The 14,355-nt window shown below is 75.4% G+C and carries 13 protein-coding genes; 5 read left to right on the plus strand and 8 right to left on the minus strand.

Annotated features, from left to right (window positions below; genetic code table 11):
- Window positions 1-78: 78 nt before the first annotated feature.
- The 7 genes from thiL to RQM47_RS02255 all read right to left on the minus strand — a co-directional run bounded on the left by thiL (window position 79) and on the right by RQM47_RS02255 (window position 7,723).
- Complete coding sequence (gene thiL, locus RQM47_RS02225) at window positions 79-1,194, minus strand: thiamine-phosphate kinase (protein ID WP_311664701.1); 1,116 nt, start codon at window positions 1,192-1,194, stop codon at window positions 79-81.
- A gap of 249 nt (window positions 1,195-1,443) precedes the next feature.
- Entirely contained in the window at window positions 1,444-2,604 is a 1,161-nt protein-coding gene (locus RQM47_RS02230; RefSeq protein ID WP_311664703.1) for an anhydro-N-acetylmuramic acid kinase, read from the minus strand.
- Window positions 2,605-2,677: 73 nt separating this feature from the next.
- The gene (locus tag RQM47_RS02235) at window positions 2,678-3,643 is read right to left on the minus strand and encodes a hypothetical protein (RefSeq protein WP_311664705.1); all 966 of its coding nucleotides are present in this window, start codon (window positions 3,641-3,643) and stop codon (window positions 2,678-2,680) included.
- 78 nt (window positions 3,644-3,721) lie between these two features.
- On the minus strand, window positions 3,722-5,245 hold the full coding sequence (locus RQM47_RS02240) for a glycosyltransferase family 2 protein (protein WP_314007214.1): 1,524 nt from the start codon (window positions 5,243-5,245) through the stop codon (window positions 3,722-3,724).
- On the minus strand, window positions 5,242-5,718 hold the full coding sequence (gene lptE / locus RQM47_RS02245; protein ID WP_311664709.1) for an LPS assembly lipoprotein LptE: 477 nt from the start codon (window positions 5,716-5,718) through the stop codon (window positions 5,242-5,244). Before lptE ends, RQM47_RS02240 begins: the two co-directional genes overlap by 4 nt.
- Before the next feature lie 110 nt (window positions 5,719-5,828).
- Window positions 5,829-7,130, minus strand: coding sequence for a sigma-54 dependent transcriptional regulator (locus RQM47_RS02250; protein WP_314007217.1), 1,302 nt, complete (start codon window positions 7,128-7,130; stop codon window positions 5,829-5,831).
- A 311-nt stretch (window positions 7,131-7,441) separates the two neighbouring features.
- Window positions 7,442-7,723: a hypothetical protein gene (locus tag RQM47_RS02255; RefSeq protein ID WP_314007219.1), complete on the minus strand. Its 282-nt coding sequence runs from the start codon at window positions 7,721-7,723 to the stop codon at window positions 7,442-7,444.
- Window positions 7,724-7,860: 137 nt separating this feature from the next.
- Between RQM47_RS02255 and infC the strand changes: the two genes are divergently transcribed.
- The 5 genes from infC (at window position 7,861) to pheT (ending at window position 13,105) form a co-directional block, all read left to right on the plus strand.
- Complete coding sequence (gene infC, locus RQM47_RS02260; RefSeq protein WP_314007222.1) at window positions 7,861-8,490, plus strand: translation initiation factor IF-3; 630 nt, start codon at window positions 7,861-7,863, stop codon at window positions 8,488-8,490.
- A 166-nt stretch (window positions 8,491-8,656) separates the two neighbouring features.
- The gene (gene rpmI, locus RQM47_RS02265) at window positions 8,657-8,851 is read left to right on the plus strand and encodes a 50S ribosomal protein L35 (RefSeq protein ID WP_311664717.1); all 195 of its coding nucleotides are present in this window, start codon (window positions 8,657-8,659) and stop codon (window positions 8,849-8,851) included.
- A gap of 87 nt (window positions 8,852-8,938) precedes the next feature.
- Window positions 8,939-9,286: a 50S ribosomal protein L20 gene (gene rplT / locus RQM47_RS02270; RefSeq protein WP_311664719.1), complete on the plus strand. Its 348-nt coding sequence runs from the start codon at window positions 8,939-8,941 to the stop codon at window positions 9,284-9,286.
- 169 nt (window positions 9,287-9,455) lie between these two features.
- The gene (pheS, locus tag RQM47_RS02275) at window positions 9,456-10,523 is read left to right on the plus strand and encodes a phenylalanine--tRNA ligase subunit alpha (protein WP_311664721.1); all 1,068 of its coding nucleotides are present in this window, start codon (window positions 9,456-9,458) and stop codon (window positions 10,521-10,523) included.
- 59 nt (window positions 10,524-10,582) lie between these two features.
- Window positions 10,583-13,105 (plus strand): phenylalanine--tRNA ligase subunit beta, encoded by a 2,523-nt coding sequence (gene pheT / locus RQM47_RS02280; RefSeq protein WP_314007225.1) that lies wholly within the window; start codon window positions 10,583-10,585, stop codon window positions 13,103-13,105.
- Between the two features lie 77 nt (window positions 13,106-13,182).
- On the opposite strand, the gene RQM47_RS02285 is transcribed toward pheT, so the two are convergent.
- Window positions 13,183-14,280 (minus strand): ISAs1 family transposase, encoded by a 1,098-nt coding sequence (locus tag RQM47_RS02285; protein ID WP_311666078.1) that lies wholly within the window; start codon window positions 14,278-14,280, stop codon window positions 13,183-13,185.
- Window positions 14,281-14,355: the final 75 nt, after the last annotated feature.

The raw sequence follows: 14,355 nt of genomic DNA on the forward strand, positions 1-14,355 counted from the left end.
GCAGCGAGGGCAGGGCGGGGCGGGGCAAACTGCACCCGGTACCTCGTACCCAGTACCCGCTCTACCCGCTCTACCCGCTCAGTAATGCTTGTACCCGCCGGCCACGAGCGGCACGCGGTTGCCGTCGGGCAGGCGGAGCACGACGCCCTCGTCCGGCTCCACGATCTGGCCGACGACCGCGTAGGTCGCCGGGTCGAGTTTAGGCGCCTCGGCCTCGGGGAGCGTGAACAGGAGCTCGTAGTCCTCGCCGCCGTAGAGCGCATAAGCCTCGGCGCGGGCGTCGAAGCGCTGGGCCGCGAGCGCCGTCTGGACGTGGATCGGGAGGAGGCCGCCGTCGATGACCGCCCCGACCGTCCCGGCCTGGCTCAGGTGGTGCGCCTCGGACGCCAGCCCGTCCGACACGTCGACGAGCGCCGTCGGGCGGACGCCGGCCTCGGCCCACTGGCGCACGCGGTCGAGCCGGGCCTGCGGCATCAGCTGGCGCTCGACAACGTAGGCGAACTCCGCGAGGTCGGGCGCCGCGCCCTCGGCGCCGTCGCCGCCGGCCGCCCCGCCCGTGTCCATCGCGTCCTTCCCGGCCAGGAGCACCTGGAGACCGGCCGCCGCGCTGCCCAGGTCGCCCGTCACGCACAGGAGGTCGCCCGGGGCCGCGCCCGCGCGCGTCACGATGGCGGACTCGTCGGCCTCGCCGACGACCGTGACCGAGATCACGAGCCGGGCGCTCGCCGTCGTGTCGCCGCCGACGACGGCGAGCCCGTACCGCTCGCACGCCTCGGCGATGCCGGCGTAGAGGGCCTCGGCGCCCTCGACCGACAGGTTGTTCGGGAGCCCCAGCGTGACGGTCGCGAACCGCGGCGACGCGTTCATGGCCGCCACGTCGCTCACGTTGACGGCGACGGCCTTCCACCCGAGCGCCCGGAGCGGGACGTACGTCCGGTCGAAGTGGACGCCCTCGACGAGCGCGTCGGTCGTGACGACGTGGACGCGGGCCGAGCCGTCGGAGCCCGCCCCGCCCACGCGGTAGACGGCGGCGTCGTCGCCGATGCCGACGACGAGGTCGCGGGCGCTCGCGGCGTCGCCGAGCCGGTCGCGGAGCCGGTCGATCAGGCCGAACTCGCCGACTTCGGAGACGGGCGTGAACTGGAGGTCGCCGTCAGACAAGGGGGCGGCGTCGGGCGGGGTGGCGTCGGGCATGGGCGGATCCAGAAGGCGGGGTGAGGCCGAAGCCAACCCGCCGCCCCGCCCGTAAGGTCCGCCCGCGGGGTCCGCTCGGTCACATTCGGGCTCGGGGCTGGAAGCGGGCAATGGCGACCGACGCGCGGTGCTCGCCGATCCGCTCGTTCGTCAGACGAGGCCGACCAGCAGCAGGACGAGGGCGGGGCGGGGCGGTCGCATCCGGTCAGGCGGCGTGGGCTCCTCCAGCCGCCGACCGCCCCGCCCGCGTCACGGCAGCGTCAGCGAGCCCTGGAAGGCGGCGCGCGAGGCGCCCGTCACGGCCGGCAGCCCGGTCCGCACGCCCTCGGCCCACTCGTGGGCGAGGACCGCGAACAGCACGGCCTCTTTGGCGTCGGGGTCCAGCCCGTGCGCCGCCGTCGTTTCGAGCGGGATGGGCGCGAGCGCCGCCGCCAGCGCCGCCACGAGCGCCGCGTTGTGGACGCCGCCGCCCGACGCGATCACGCGCGCCGGGGCGGGGCGAACGAACCGGCGGACGGCGGCGGCGACGGACCGCGCCGAGAGCGCTGTCGCCGTCGCCAGGAGGTCGGCCGGAGCGCCACCCCGCCCGACCAGCCGCTCCACGAACGCCGCCCCAAAGTCCTCGCGGCCGGTCGACTTGGGGGGCGGGGCGGCGAAAAACGGGTGGGCCAGGAGGTCCGCCAGGAGCGCCTCGTCGGGCGCGCCCTGCGCGGCGAGCGCCCCGCCCTCGTCGACCGGCCGGCCGGTCAGGCGGAGCGCGAGCGCGTCGAGGACCATGTTGGCCGGGCCGGTGTCGAAGGCTGCGCTCGGCCGCCCGCCCGCCGGCAGGACCGTGAGGTTGGCGATGCCGCCCAGGTTGAGGAGCACGCGCGTCTCGGCGGCCGACCCGAACAGGGCGCCGTCGAGGTAGGGCGCGAGCGGGGCGGCCTGCCCGCCGAGCGTGAGGTCGCCGGCCCGGAAGTCGGCGACGACCGGGGCGCCGAGGCGGGCCGCGATCACGGCCGGGCTCCCGATCTGGAGCGTCGACCGCGTCGGCACGCCGGCGCAGTCCTCGGGCTCGGGCACGTGCTGGACCGTCTGCCCGTGGCTCCCCACAAGGTCGGGCGCGTCCACGCCGGCCGCGTCGAGCGCGCGGCGGGCGACGGCCGCGAACCGCTCGCCCAGGCGCGTGTGGAGCTGCGACACGAGGCGGACGTCCGACGTCTCGGTCTCGACGCACGCCGCGAGCGCGGCGCGGAGCGCGTCGTCGTACGGCTCCGACACGAACCCGAGCGGCTCGGCGGAGAGCGCCGCCCCGCTCCCGTCGAGGCGCACGACGGCCGCGTCGACGCCGTCCAGCGACGTCCCGCTCATGAGCCCGACGACCACGCGCGGGCCGGGACGAAAGAGGGCGAGGGCGGGGTGGGTCACGGTGAGATCGCGGGCCAGAGCCCCGCCCCGCCCTTTGAGTCCGCCCGCGGCGTGCAGAGTGGCGCGGCGCGACTCACCGCCGTTCCCTCATCTCGCCCGCCAGCTCCAGGAGCTCGTCGGCGCGGGCGGGGTGGCGGGCGGCGAGCGTCTCGTAGACGTCGGCCGCCTTCTCGAACTGGCGCTGCGCCGCGAAGATCTTCGCCAGCGTCTCCGACGCGATCTCCTCCACGTCCGAGTCGTCGAAGGTGACGGCCGGGCCGCTAAAGGTGGGGTCGGGGCGGATGCGCGGGGCGCTCTCGAGCTGCGAGATGAGCGAGTCGAGCTCGTCGGCGACCGGGTGGCGCTCGGCCGGTGCAGCGTCGGTCGGCGCGGCCTCGGGCGAGACTACGTCGGCCCCCGCCCCGCCCTCGGCCGGCGCGTGCTCCTCCTCGCCCAGGATCATCCACCCCGCCCCGCCCGGCGCCTCGGGCGTCACGTGGAGCGGGTCGGGCGGGGCGGGCGCCTCCGGCGGGAGGAGCTCGGCGGCGAGCGCGGCGCTGGGCACCGGGGAGGCATCGCCGAAAAAGACGCCGGACGCATCGGCCTCCGGCTCGCCATCCGCGCCGTTAGACTCGGGGTCCGCGTCGTCGGCCGCGTCGTCGTCGCGCAGGAACCGCTCGTCGACGGCCCGCAGGTCAGCGGGCGCGGCGGGAGCGGGCGGAGCGGCGTCGGTGGGGGCAGGCTGGGAGGGCGGGGCGGGAGCGGCGTCGGCAGGCGCGGGCGGGGCGGCGTCGGCGGCGTCGGCGCTGAGCAGGCGGCGGCGCTCGCGGTGCGCGAGCGGGCTCGACGGGACGAGCGCGGCCACGCGCCCCCACGCCGCGAGCGCCTCGGCCGGCCGGCCGTCGGCTTCGAGGGCCGTCGCGTGGAGGGCGTGGGCGGCGGCGTAGACGGGGGCGTCGGCGACGAGTGCGCCGAGGCGCTCGACGGCCTCGGCCGAGCGGTCCTCGGCGAGCAGCCGCGCGGCCAGGTGGAGGTCGGGCTCGGGGGACACGGGGGGCATGCGCGTGGGGGCCGCCAAAGGTACGCAGGCCGCCCGCCGCCCCGCCCGCGCCGCCGCCCCACAAAGGCGCGGCGCCCCCTACGCCGCCACGCGCCGCACGTCGTCGATGGCCGGGGCCTCGGCCGCCCGCCCCGCCCCCCGGAGCGCGAGGGTCGCCCCGGCGAACCCGGCCGCCAAGAGACCCTGAAACGCTGCGCCGGCCCACGCCCCAACGGCCAGGAGGGCGACAAACCCCAGCACGCTGTAAACCGCCAACGCTGCCTCCGCCCCGCCCTCCCACGCCGGGAGCGGGGCGGGGCGGCTGGTTTTGAGCGTCCGCTCGAACGGCGTCCGCCGCCCGCGCGCCGCCTCCAGGACCGCCCGCGCCGCCGGCACCACGAGCGCGAGCGGGGCGACGAGCACGAGCGGGAGCCGCCGCAACCGGCCCACCCACGCGTCCGGGTAGAGCGCGCGTTGGGCGACGACGTGGGCGAGCAGGAGCCCGGCGAGCCCGGCCCACCCCGCCCCGAGCGCCACGTACACGCTGGCCGGGCCGACGCCCGCGGCCCCGGCGAGCGCGACGACCGGGTGCAGCACGGCCACGACGAGGAGCGACGGGAGGCTCAGCGACAGCGCCGGCATCGCCGTCGCCTCGGCGCGGGCGGCGACGGACAGGCCGGAGCGCCACACGGCTCCGGCCGACTTCCGCCCCACCTCGGCCAGCCCCTTCGCCCACCGCGCCTGCTGCCGCCGCCACGCCGCGACCGTCGGCGGGAGGTCGGCCGAAACGCGGACGGTCTCGACCAGCCGCGCGCGCCACCCCGCCGCCTGCGCGCGGAGCGCGAGGTCGAGGTCCTCGGCGAGCGTGTCGCCCTGCCACCCGCCCGCGCTTTCGATGGCCGCCACGCGCCACACGCCGGCCGTCCCGTTGAACGTGACGGGGAGCCCGGCCCGGTCCCGCCCCGCCTGCTCGACGGCAAAGTGGAGGTCGAGCACCGCCGCCTGCACGCGCCCCAGAGCCGTGTCGTCGGCCTCGGGGTGCGCCCACCCCGCCTGCACGAACGCGAGGTCAGGGTCCGCGAGGAGCGCCGGGACCAGGCGGAGGAGCGCGTCGGGGGCGGGGCGGAAGTCGACGTCGAACACGGCGGCCAGCCGCCCCGCCCCGCGCGCCGACGCCTCGGGCGGGGCGGCGTGGAGGCCGGCGGCGAGGGCGCCGGCCTTGAACCCGTCGCGGGCGTCGCGCGAGAGGTGGCGGAGCGTGGCCCCGCGGCGCGCAGCGCGGCCCCGGCGCTCGGCGCAGAGCGCGGCGTTCGCCAGCCGCCCCGCCCGAGGCGAGTCGTCGAGAAGCTGGACCTCGACCGGCCCGCGCGCCTCCAGCGCGAGCGCGGCGTCGAGCGCGCGGGCCACGAGCGCCGGCGGCTCGTCGTACACGGGGACCTGGACGACGACGAGCGGCCACGGCCCGTCCGGCGCATGCGGCAGCGGGCGGGGCGGCCGGAGCAGGCGGACCACTGCGAGTGCGCCGGCGTGGAGCCCGAGCCCGGTCAGCACGAACGTGGCGAGCGCGTACACCGCCACGGCGGCCACCGCGAGCGCGTCGAGCGCCGGGGCGGCCCCGCTCACCAGTCCGAGGTCGCCGCCGTAAACGCGTCGCGCGCGATCTGGTCGAGGGCCGAGGCCGTCGCGTCGGCCTCGCCCTGGAGGCCCTCGCCGGGCGCGTAGTCCTCGGTCGCCGTGAACGCGCGGTCGAGGAGGTCGCGGTCCTCCACCCGGTCGCGGACGACCACGCGCACGGCCAGCGTGACGCGGTTGACGGCCGCGCGGTCGTCGCCGGTCACGGCGGCCGGGGCCACGGCGTACCGCTCGATCGAGGCGCGGACGACGGCGTCGGCCTCGCCCTCGTCGGCCACGAGCGCGAGCCGCGAGCGGTCACCGAAGAGCCGGACGAGCGCATCGGTCAGGAGCCCCTCGGCGCCCGGCGGCGTCCCGCCCACCCGGTCTTCCGCGATCGGCACGGCGACGGTCTGGAGGTGGTCGGGGATGGAGGCGCCGGAAAACGAGTAGACGCCGCAGCCGGCGAAGAGCGCCAGAGCCATGAGGCCGAGGGCGAACCTCCACCCGCCCCGCCCCGCCCGGCTCCGCCCCGCCCCGCCCCGCCGCGTATGGGGCGGGGTGGCCGGACTGGGCCTCCAGGGTCTCGCGCCGTTCATTCCGCCTCCAGGTCCTTGATCTTCCGGTAGAGCGTGCGCTCGGAGATCCCCAGCGCCTCGGCGGTCTGGCGGCGGTTGCCGTCGAACCGGCGGAGGCCCTCGCGGATGAGGGCGGCCTCGGCCTCCTCCATCGTCGGCAGCGGGAGGCCCGTCGCGAGCGCCCCTTCGAGGTCGTCCGGGAGCCCCGCGGCGCCGTCGCCCTCGGGCGCGCCGTAGTCGGCGGGGGCGTCGTCGGTGTAGTCCTCGAACTCGAACACGGTGTCGGCCGCGTCGGGCGGGGGCGGGGCGGGGGGCGGCTCGTAGGCCACCTCCAGGGCGTCGTCGAGGGCGTCGTCGAGGTCGGGCGGGGCGGCGAACAGGCCGTCGGGGAGGCCGCCCCGCGCGCCCAGGCTGCGGAGCGCGGCGCGGACCTCCTGCATCTCGGCGCGGAGCTCGAGGAGCGCCCGGTAGACCAGCTCGCGCTCGCCCACGTCGCCGGCCGGCGGCGCCTCGCGGCGGGCCAGCGCGAGCCCGGCCGAGACGCCGCGGAGGTGGGGCCGGAGCGAGTCGGCCGTGACCGCCCCGCTCTCGGACAGCACGACGGCCTGCTCGGCCACGTTGCGGAGCTCGCGCACGTTGCCCGGCCACGCGTACCCGCGGAGGAGCGCCGCGGCCTCGGGCGTGACGGCGAGGTGCGGGGCGTCGTACTGGCGCGAGAACCGGGCGAGGAACGCCTCGAACAGGGGCACCACGTCGTCGCGGCGCTCGCGGAGCGGCGGGATGCGCAGCACGACCGCGCTCAGGCGGTAGTACAGGTCCTCGCGGAACCGCCCCGCCCCGACCTCAGCCGCGAGGTCCTTGTTGGTCGCCGCGATCACGCGGACGTCGGCGTGCAAGGTCGCCGTCCCGCCGACGCGGCTGAACTGGCCGCTCTCGAGCACGCGCAGCAGGCGGACCTGCGCCTGGAGCGGCATCTCGCCGATCTCGTCGAGGAACAGCGTTCCGCCGTCGGCCTCCTCGAAGTAGCCCGTCCGCCGCTCGACGGCGCCGGTGTAGGCGCCCTTTTCGGCCCCGAACAGCTCCGACTCGATAAGTCCCTCGGGGATCGCCCCGCAGTTGACGACGACGAGCCGCTTGTGGCGCCGCGCCGAGAGCCCGTGGACGGCCGTCGCGACGAGCTCCTTGCCTACGCCGCTCTCGCCTTCGAGGAGCACCGTGATGTCGGGCGGCGCCACCTGACGCACGCGGTCGAGCACGCGGCGGAGCGCCGGGCTGTCGCCGAGGATGCCGAACCGTTCTTGGAGGGCCTGCCGGTCCATGTGCCGTCTGCGCAGAGGGAGGTGAGGCCAAGATAGACGCCGCCCCGCCCGCGCCGCCGTACGGGGCGCGCTGAGCGCGGGGGCGGGGCCGCCCGAGCGGGGGGGCGGCGGTAGGGCGCGGCGCGTGGGAGGAGCCCCGAGGGCGGGGCGCTCCGCAGCGCGCCCGGCGACACCGTCTGCCCCTCCATCCCGCCCTCAGCGGGGCCTACCGGATAGCGCCCCCGCCGGCGGGTCGGCCGGCGCCGGCTCATGCCCGGCCTCTACGCCGTGGAAACGGCCACGGACTTTCGTATCGGCCGTGGGCGGGGCGGCTACACCACCTGCGTCCCGTTGGCGACCGGCCGGTCGGGGCGGAGCACGACGGCGCCGTCGCTCGGGCTCACCGCGGCCAGGACCACGACGCCCGTCCCGCCCGGCGTCGGCACCGTCACGACCTGCCCGCCCAGGAGGTCGGCCGGCGCGTAGTTCTCGGTGATGTGCGAGACGGCCTCGCGGCGGACCCCGCCGAGGTCGATCACGAGGTGAAGGGCGCCACCCTCGGCGGCGGCCTCGACGACGGTCCCGACGCGGAGGTCGACGGCGGTAAAGTCCATGAGCGGGCGGGGCGGAGGGCGTGCGGTCGGGCGGGGCGGTCAAGCTAGGGCCAGCGCGCGCGCCGCCCCGCCCCGGTGCCGGCGCCTCCTGACGGAGTTTTAACCGGCCCTCGCGAACCCGCCGGCCGACGGCCGCGTTGTCCCCCCACGCCCCGCTCCCGTGCCCCGAGCGCGCCGGGGTCTCTTGTTCCACGCCCCACAGGTCAGCCATAGCCCGACGTCGCTCCCGCCGTCCGCAGCCCGCCCGCCGCGAGCCGGACGCCATCATCAACGAGAACATCAACGCCTCCCAGGTCCGCGTCGTCGTCGACGGCGAGGGGCAGATGGGCGTCATGCCCCTCGAGCAGGCGCTCGACTTTGCCCGCGAGCGCGGCCTCGACCTCGTCGAGATCGCCGGCTCCGCCGACCCGCCCGTCGTCAAGGCGATGGATTACGGGAAGTTCCGCTACGAGCAGCAGAAGAAGGCCAAGGAGCAGCGGAAAAAGCAGGCCGGCCAGGGCGAGCTCAAGGAGGTCCGGTTCCGCCCGCGCACCGACGACCACGACTACGAGTTCAAGATGAAGCACGCCCGCGAGTTCCTCGAGAAGGGGAACAAGGTGAAGGCGTGGGTCCAGTTCCGCGGCCGCGACATCATCTACAAGGACCAGGGCCGCGACATGCTCGACCGCTTTACCGAGGACCTCGCGGACATCGCCAAGGTGGACCAGCCGCCGACGATGGAGGGCCGCCGCATGACCATCATGCTCACGCCCGACAAGAAGAAGTAGGCGGCGCGCTCCGCGCTCGGGAGGGGACCCGCCCCGCCCGAACACTCTGCAAAGACCCGTGGGCGGGGCGGTCTAGCTCCGCCCCGCCCGTAGCTTCCGCCCTTCGTCTCGCCCGCCGCCCAACCGCGACGGGCGTTCGTTTGCCCGACCACGCCCCGAGAGTCCGATGCCGAAGATGAAGTCGAACAGCGGCGCCAAAAAGCGCTTCACGCTGACCGGGACGGGTCGCGTCAAGCGCAAAAAGGCGTTCACGAGCCACATCCTGACCAAGAAGTCGCCGAAGCGGAAGCGCAACCTCCGCGGCGCGACCCTGGTCAACCAGGCCGACGAGGCCCGGATGAAGAAGCTCATCGTCAAGTAAGGCGCTTGGGCGGGGCGGTCTGCCCCGCCCGCCCTCCGTCCCGGCCGTTCGCGGCCGGCCCTCCTCACCCTCACCCACGGAACCAAGATGCCCCGAGCACGAAATCTCGTGGCCTCCCGTCGCCGTCGCCGCAAAGTTCTGAAGCTGGCGAAAGGCTACTGGGGTCGCCGTGGCAACGTCTACACCGTTGCCAAGCATTCCGTTGAAAAGGGGCTCCAGTACGCCTACCGCGACCGCCGCGCCCGCAAGCGCCAGTTCCGGCGGCTCTGGATCGCCCGCATCAACGCCGCCGCCCGCCAGAACGGGACCACCTACTCGCGCCTGATCTCGGGCCTGAACAAGGCGGACATCCCGCTCAACCGGAAGGTCCTCGCCGACCTCGCGGTCCGCGACAAGGCCGCGTTTGCCGCCGTCGTCGAGCAGGCCACGGCGTAGGGGCCACCGCCCCGCCCGTTGGGTTCCGCCCTCTGGGCCCGCCCGGCTTGTTCGACGCGACTCCCGCCCGGCCCCGGCCCGGCGGGAGTCTTTTTGTTGATCCTGTTCCGTGTTTCGTCGTGCGTGTTGGAGCTGCGCGCAGAGGAACACGCAATACGAAACACGCAGCATGGCCACCTCCCTCGACGACCAGATCGCCGCCGTCCAGGCTGAGATCGACGACGCCCCCCTCGACAGCGCTGAGGCCGCCGAGGCGTATCGCGTCCGGTTTCTCGGGCGGAAGTCCGGCGTCGTCACCGACCTGTTCGCCCAGATCGGGACCGTCGCGCCCGACCAGCGGCGGGCCGTGGGGCAGCGGCTCAACGCGCTCAAGCAGGCGGCGCAGGACCGGCTGGACGCCGCCGCTGACGGCGCGCGGGGCGGGGCGGGCGGGGCGGAGGGCGCCACGGACCTCGACCTCACGCTGCCCGGCCGCGTGCCGGCGCCGGTCGCCGGGCGGGCGGGGCGGGGCAGCCTCCACGTGCTCACGCAGACGCTCGCGGACATCCAGGACATCTTCCGCTCGTTCGGGTTCTCGGTCGCGCGCGGCCCCGAGATCGAGGACGACTGGCACAACTTCTCGGCCCTCAACTTCCCGGCGGACCACCCCGCCCGGGACATGCAGGACACGTTCTTCCTGGAGCCGCCGCCGCCCGAGGGGCGGGGCGTCGTGCTGCGCACGCACACGTCGCCGGTCCAGATCCGGGCGCTCGAAGACGGCGAGCCGCCGCTCCGCCTGATCGCGCCGGGCCGCGTGTTCCGCAACGAGGCCATCTCGTACAAGAGCTACTGCCTGTTCCACCAGGTCGAGGGGCTCGTCGTAGATGAGGGCGTGAGCTTCGCGGACCTCAAGGCCATGCTCCAGGCGTTCGCGCGGGCCTTTTTCGGGGCGTCGGACGGGCCGGCGCGCGAGGCGCGGATGCGATTCCGCCCCAGCTTCTTCCCCTTTACCGAGCCCTCGGCCGAGGTCGACGTGTGGTGGGCCGACAGCGCGCTCCCGGACGGCGGCCGGTGGATGGAGATCCTGGGCTCGGGAATGGTCGACCCGAACGTGCTCGACAACGTCGGCGTGGACTCCGAGCGCTACACGGGCTACGCCTTCGGGATGGGCGTCGAGCGCCTCGCCATGCTCCGTCACGGCATCGACGACATCCGCCTGCTCTACGAGAACGACGTTCGCTTCCTGCGCCAATTCTGAGGTACGGGGTACGGGGTACGAGGTACGTGCCCCGCCCACCGTACCGAGTACCCTGTACCATGTACCTCTCGATCAACTGGCTCTCCGAGTACGTCGAGCACGGGCTCTCGGCCGACGCGCTCGCTGACCTCCTCACGCGGTCCGGCCTCGAAGTCGAGGGCGTCGAGCGGGGCGGGCCGGCGCTCGACGGCGTCGTCGTCGGCCGCGTCGTCGACGTCCGCCCGCACCCGGACGCCGACCGGCTCCAGGTCTGCGACGTCGATCTGGGCGGGGTGGCGGGCGCGGACGGTCCGGTCCAGATCGTGTGCGGGGCGCCCAACGTGGCCGCCGGCCAGGCCGTGCCCGTCGCGACGGTGGGGACGGTCCTCGACCTCCCCGCCCGCGACGGGTCCGGGGTCGAGCTCGTCACCATCAAAAAGGGGAAGATCCGCGGGCAGGTCTCGAACGGGATGATCTGCGCCGAGGACGAGCTAGGCATCGGGACCGACCACGACGGCATCCTGGTCCTGGACGGCGACGCCGTCGTGGGCCAGCCGTTCGCCGACTACCTCGCCGAGCACGGGCGGGGCGGCGACGCCGTCCTCGACGTCAACGTCACGCCCAACCGGCCGGACGCGACGAGCCACGTCGGCGTGGCCCGCGACGTGGCCGCGCTCCTGGACAAGCCCTTGCGCCGCCCCGCCGGGTTGCGGTCCGCCCCGCCCGTGCCTGGTGTGGGCGGGGCGGTGGCCGACCTCGTGTCGGTCGAGATCGACGTCCCCGATGCGTGCCCGCGCTTCGTGGGCATGGTGGTCGAGAACGTGACGGTCGGGGAGTCGCCGGAGTGGCTCAAGGAGCGGCTCGTGTCGGTCGGCCTGCGGCCGATCTCGAACGTGGTCGACGTGACCAACTTCGTGATGCTGGAGACGGGCCAGCCGCTCCACGCCTACGACCTCGACCGCCTCGAAGGCGGGCGCGTCCGCGTCGTGGCCGCCGAGGGCGGGGAGGCGTTCACGACGCTCGACGGCGTCGAGCGGAAGCTCCCGGCCGGAACGGTCATGGTCGCCGACGGCGAGCGGTTCGTCGGCGTCGCCGGCGTCATGGGCGGGGCGGACAGCGAGGTGACGGAGGCGACGACGACCGTGTTCATTGAGGGCGCCATGTGGGAGCCCAGCCAGATCCGCCGGACCGCCAAAGCGCTCGGCCTCCAGACCGACGCCAGCTACCGCTTCGAGCGCGGCGCCGACCCGACAGGCCAGCCGTTCGCCGTCGCCCGCGCCGCCGACCTCGTCGCGCAGACCGGGGGCGGGGTGGTCGTGGACGGCAGGATCGACGAGAACCCGCGGCCCTACGCCCCGCGCACGGTCCGGCTCCGCCCCGCCCGCGTGGCCCGCGTGCTGGGCGTCGAGGTGCCGGTCGAGGACATCGCGCGCCTGCTCACGGCCATCGGGTTCGGGGTCGAGGGCGGCGAGTCCGGCCTGGAGGTGACGGTCCCCCCGTTCCGGCCCGACGTGGAGCGCGAGGTCGACGTGATCGAGGAGGTGGCGCGGCTGTGGGGCTACGACCGCCTCCCGACGCCGACCACGACGGCGGTCCCGCTCGTGCCCGCAGGCGACACGCCGAGCGCGCGGCTGCTCGCGCGGAGCCTCCGGCGCCTCGCCGCGCTGGGCTTCCGCGAGACGTACACCAACTCGCTCGTCTCCCGCCCGACCGCCGAGGCGTTCGCGGACGCGGCGTGGACCGGGGCCGCCGCCCCGCCCGTCGAGACGCTCAACCCGATCTCGCAGGAGATGGCCGCGCTCCGGCCGTCGCTCCTGCCCGGCCTGCTCGCCGTCGCGTCGTACAACCAGGCGCGCGGGGCGGGGTCGCTCCGGCTCATGGAGTCGGGCCACGTCTACCGGAAAGCGGCCGGCGCAGACGAGAACGGCGCAGACAGGAACGGCGCGGGCGGGGTGGTCGACGGCTACCACGAGCACCGCGCGCTCGCGCTGGGCATGAGCGGGGCGGCCGTGCTCGACGCCTGGGACCGCCCCGCCCGCGAGACCGACGTGTACGACCTGAAGGGCGTGGTCGTGGACCTGCTGGCCGACCTGGGAATCACGGGCGTGACCGAGACGCCCCGCCCCGCCCCCGACGCCCTCACCGCGTACGCGCTCGTGCTGGAGGCCGGCGGGCGCCGCCTCGGCGTGCTGGGCCGCGTGTCCGACGCCGTCGCCGACGCGGCCGACCTCCAGGCGCCGCTCTTCGCGGCCGAGCTGGACTGGGACGCCGTCGTGGCCCTCGCCGACCGTGACGCCGTCGTGGCGTACGAGCCGATCAGCCGGCACCCCGTCGTCGAGCGCGACCTGGCCGTCGTGGTCCCCGAGGCGCAGCCGGCCGGGCCGCTGCTGGAGACGATCCGCCGGGCGGGGCGGCCGCTCTTGCAGGACGTCCGCCTGTTCGACCTGTACCGGGGCGAGGGCGTCGAGGCGGGCCACAAGAGCCTCGCGTTCGCGCTCCGCTTCGGGGCCGACCGGACGCTCCGCGACAAGGAGGTCGACGGCCGGGTCCGCCGCGTGGTCAAGGCGCTCGGCGCCGAGCACGGCGCTGAGCTCCGGGGCTGACCCGGGGCCGCCCCGCCCGCGCGTGGTACGTGCGTGGTGAGGGCGGGGCGGCGGCGCGGAGGCGCAGGGGCTACGCATCACTCTAGCCGGAGCACCGTCGCGAGGTAGTCGGCGTCCCAGGCGCATCGCATCCGCTTCGTCGGCGCGCCGCCCTCGGCCGTTGTCTCGGCGCGCAGCAGCGTCAGCGCCACCCGCCGCGCTACCGCCAGGTTCGCCGCTGCGTGATCGGTCCGTGTCCGGCTCGCGTCTTCGCCGAAGCTCACGTCGAGCGACCAGTGCAGCCCGTTCTCGACGCCCCAGTGCCCACGCACCGACCGCGCAAGCGTCTCGGCGTCGACCGCCAGGCTCGTCGCGAAGTAGCGCTGCTCGGTCGAGGTCTTGCCGCCCACCGTCCGCGTGGACTCCACCATCCCGACGCTCGTCAGTCCGGCCCAGAGCAGCCTCCGCAGCGCCTCGTCCGGCACAGCGGCCGACCAGTAGCGCCGCGTCTCGACGCGGCCGTGGCCACGCTCAGAGGTCTCGAAGGCGTCCACGTCTCCCGAGAGCGTCGCCTCCATCATCCAGCGCTCGGCTTGCTCGCGCAGCCCGGCCTGGTTGCCTTTGAGGCCGAACACGTAGTCCCCGCCGCCGTCGACGATCTGCTTCGCAATGTCGGTCTGGCACCCGGCCGCGTCGGTGGTGACGATGCAGCCCGAGAGGTCCAAGAGCGCCAGCAGGCGCGGGACGGCTGACACCTCGCCCTCGCCGTCGTCGGTGGTGACCTGTCCGAGTGCCGCGCCCGCCTCGGTGGCCCACGCCGAGACGACCGTCAGCATGGGCTCGCCCGCGTCGCGGGCGCGCCGGAGCCGCTTGCCGTCGACGGCGACGACCCGGCCGTCGGTCTTGCGGAAGGCCTCCTGCGCCCAGGCGGCAAACGAGCGCTCGAAGTGTCGGCGGTCGACGAGGGCGAAGACACGGCGGACGGTGTCGTGCGACGGGACGCCGTGGGTGAGCGGCAACCAGCGCCGGAGCCAGTCGAGGCGCGCCTTGCCGAAGGCCTCGATGGCGAGGAAGCTGTCGGCACCGGCCGTGATGGCGCAGAGCGCGAGGCCGAAGATGTCGGAGAGCGCGTGGCGCTTGCCGTGGTCTCGGCGCGGGTCGGGGATGAGGTCGAAGTGACCTCCAAGCAGAGCCATGAGCGGTGGAGCGGAGCGAAACCGGCTCCTACGCTACTCATGGTGATGCGTAGCCCCTGTCCCGCCCCGGCGCTA

The organism is Rubrivirga sp. S365 (assembly GCF_032248475.1).
In the GTDB taxonomy this organism is placed as follows: domain Bacteria; phylum Bacteroidota; class Rhodothermia; order Rhodothermales; family Rubricoccaceae; genus Rubrivirga; species Rubrivirga litoralis.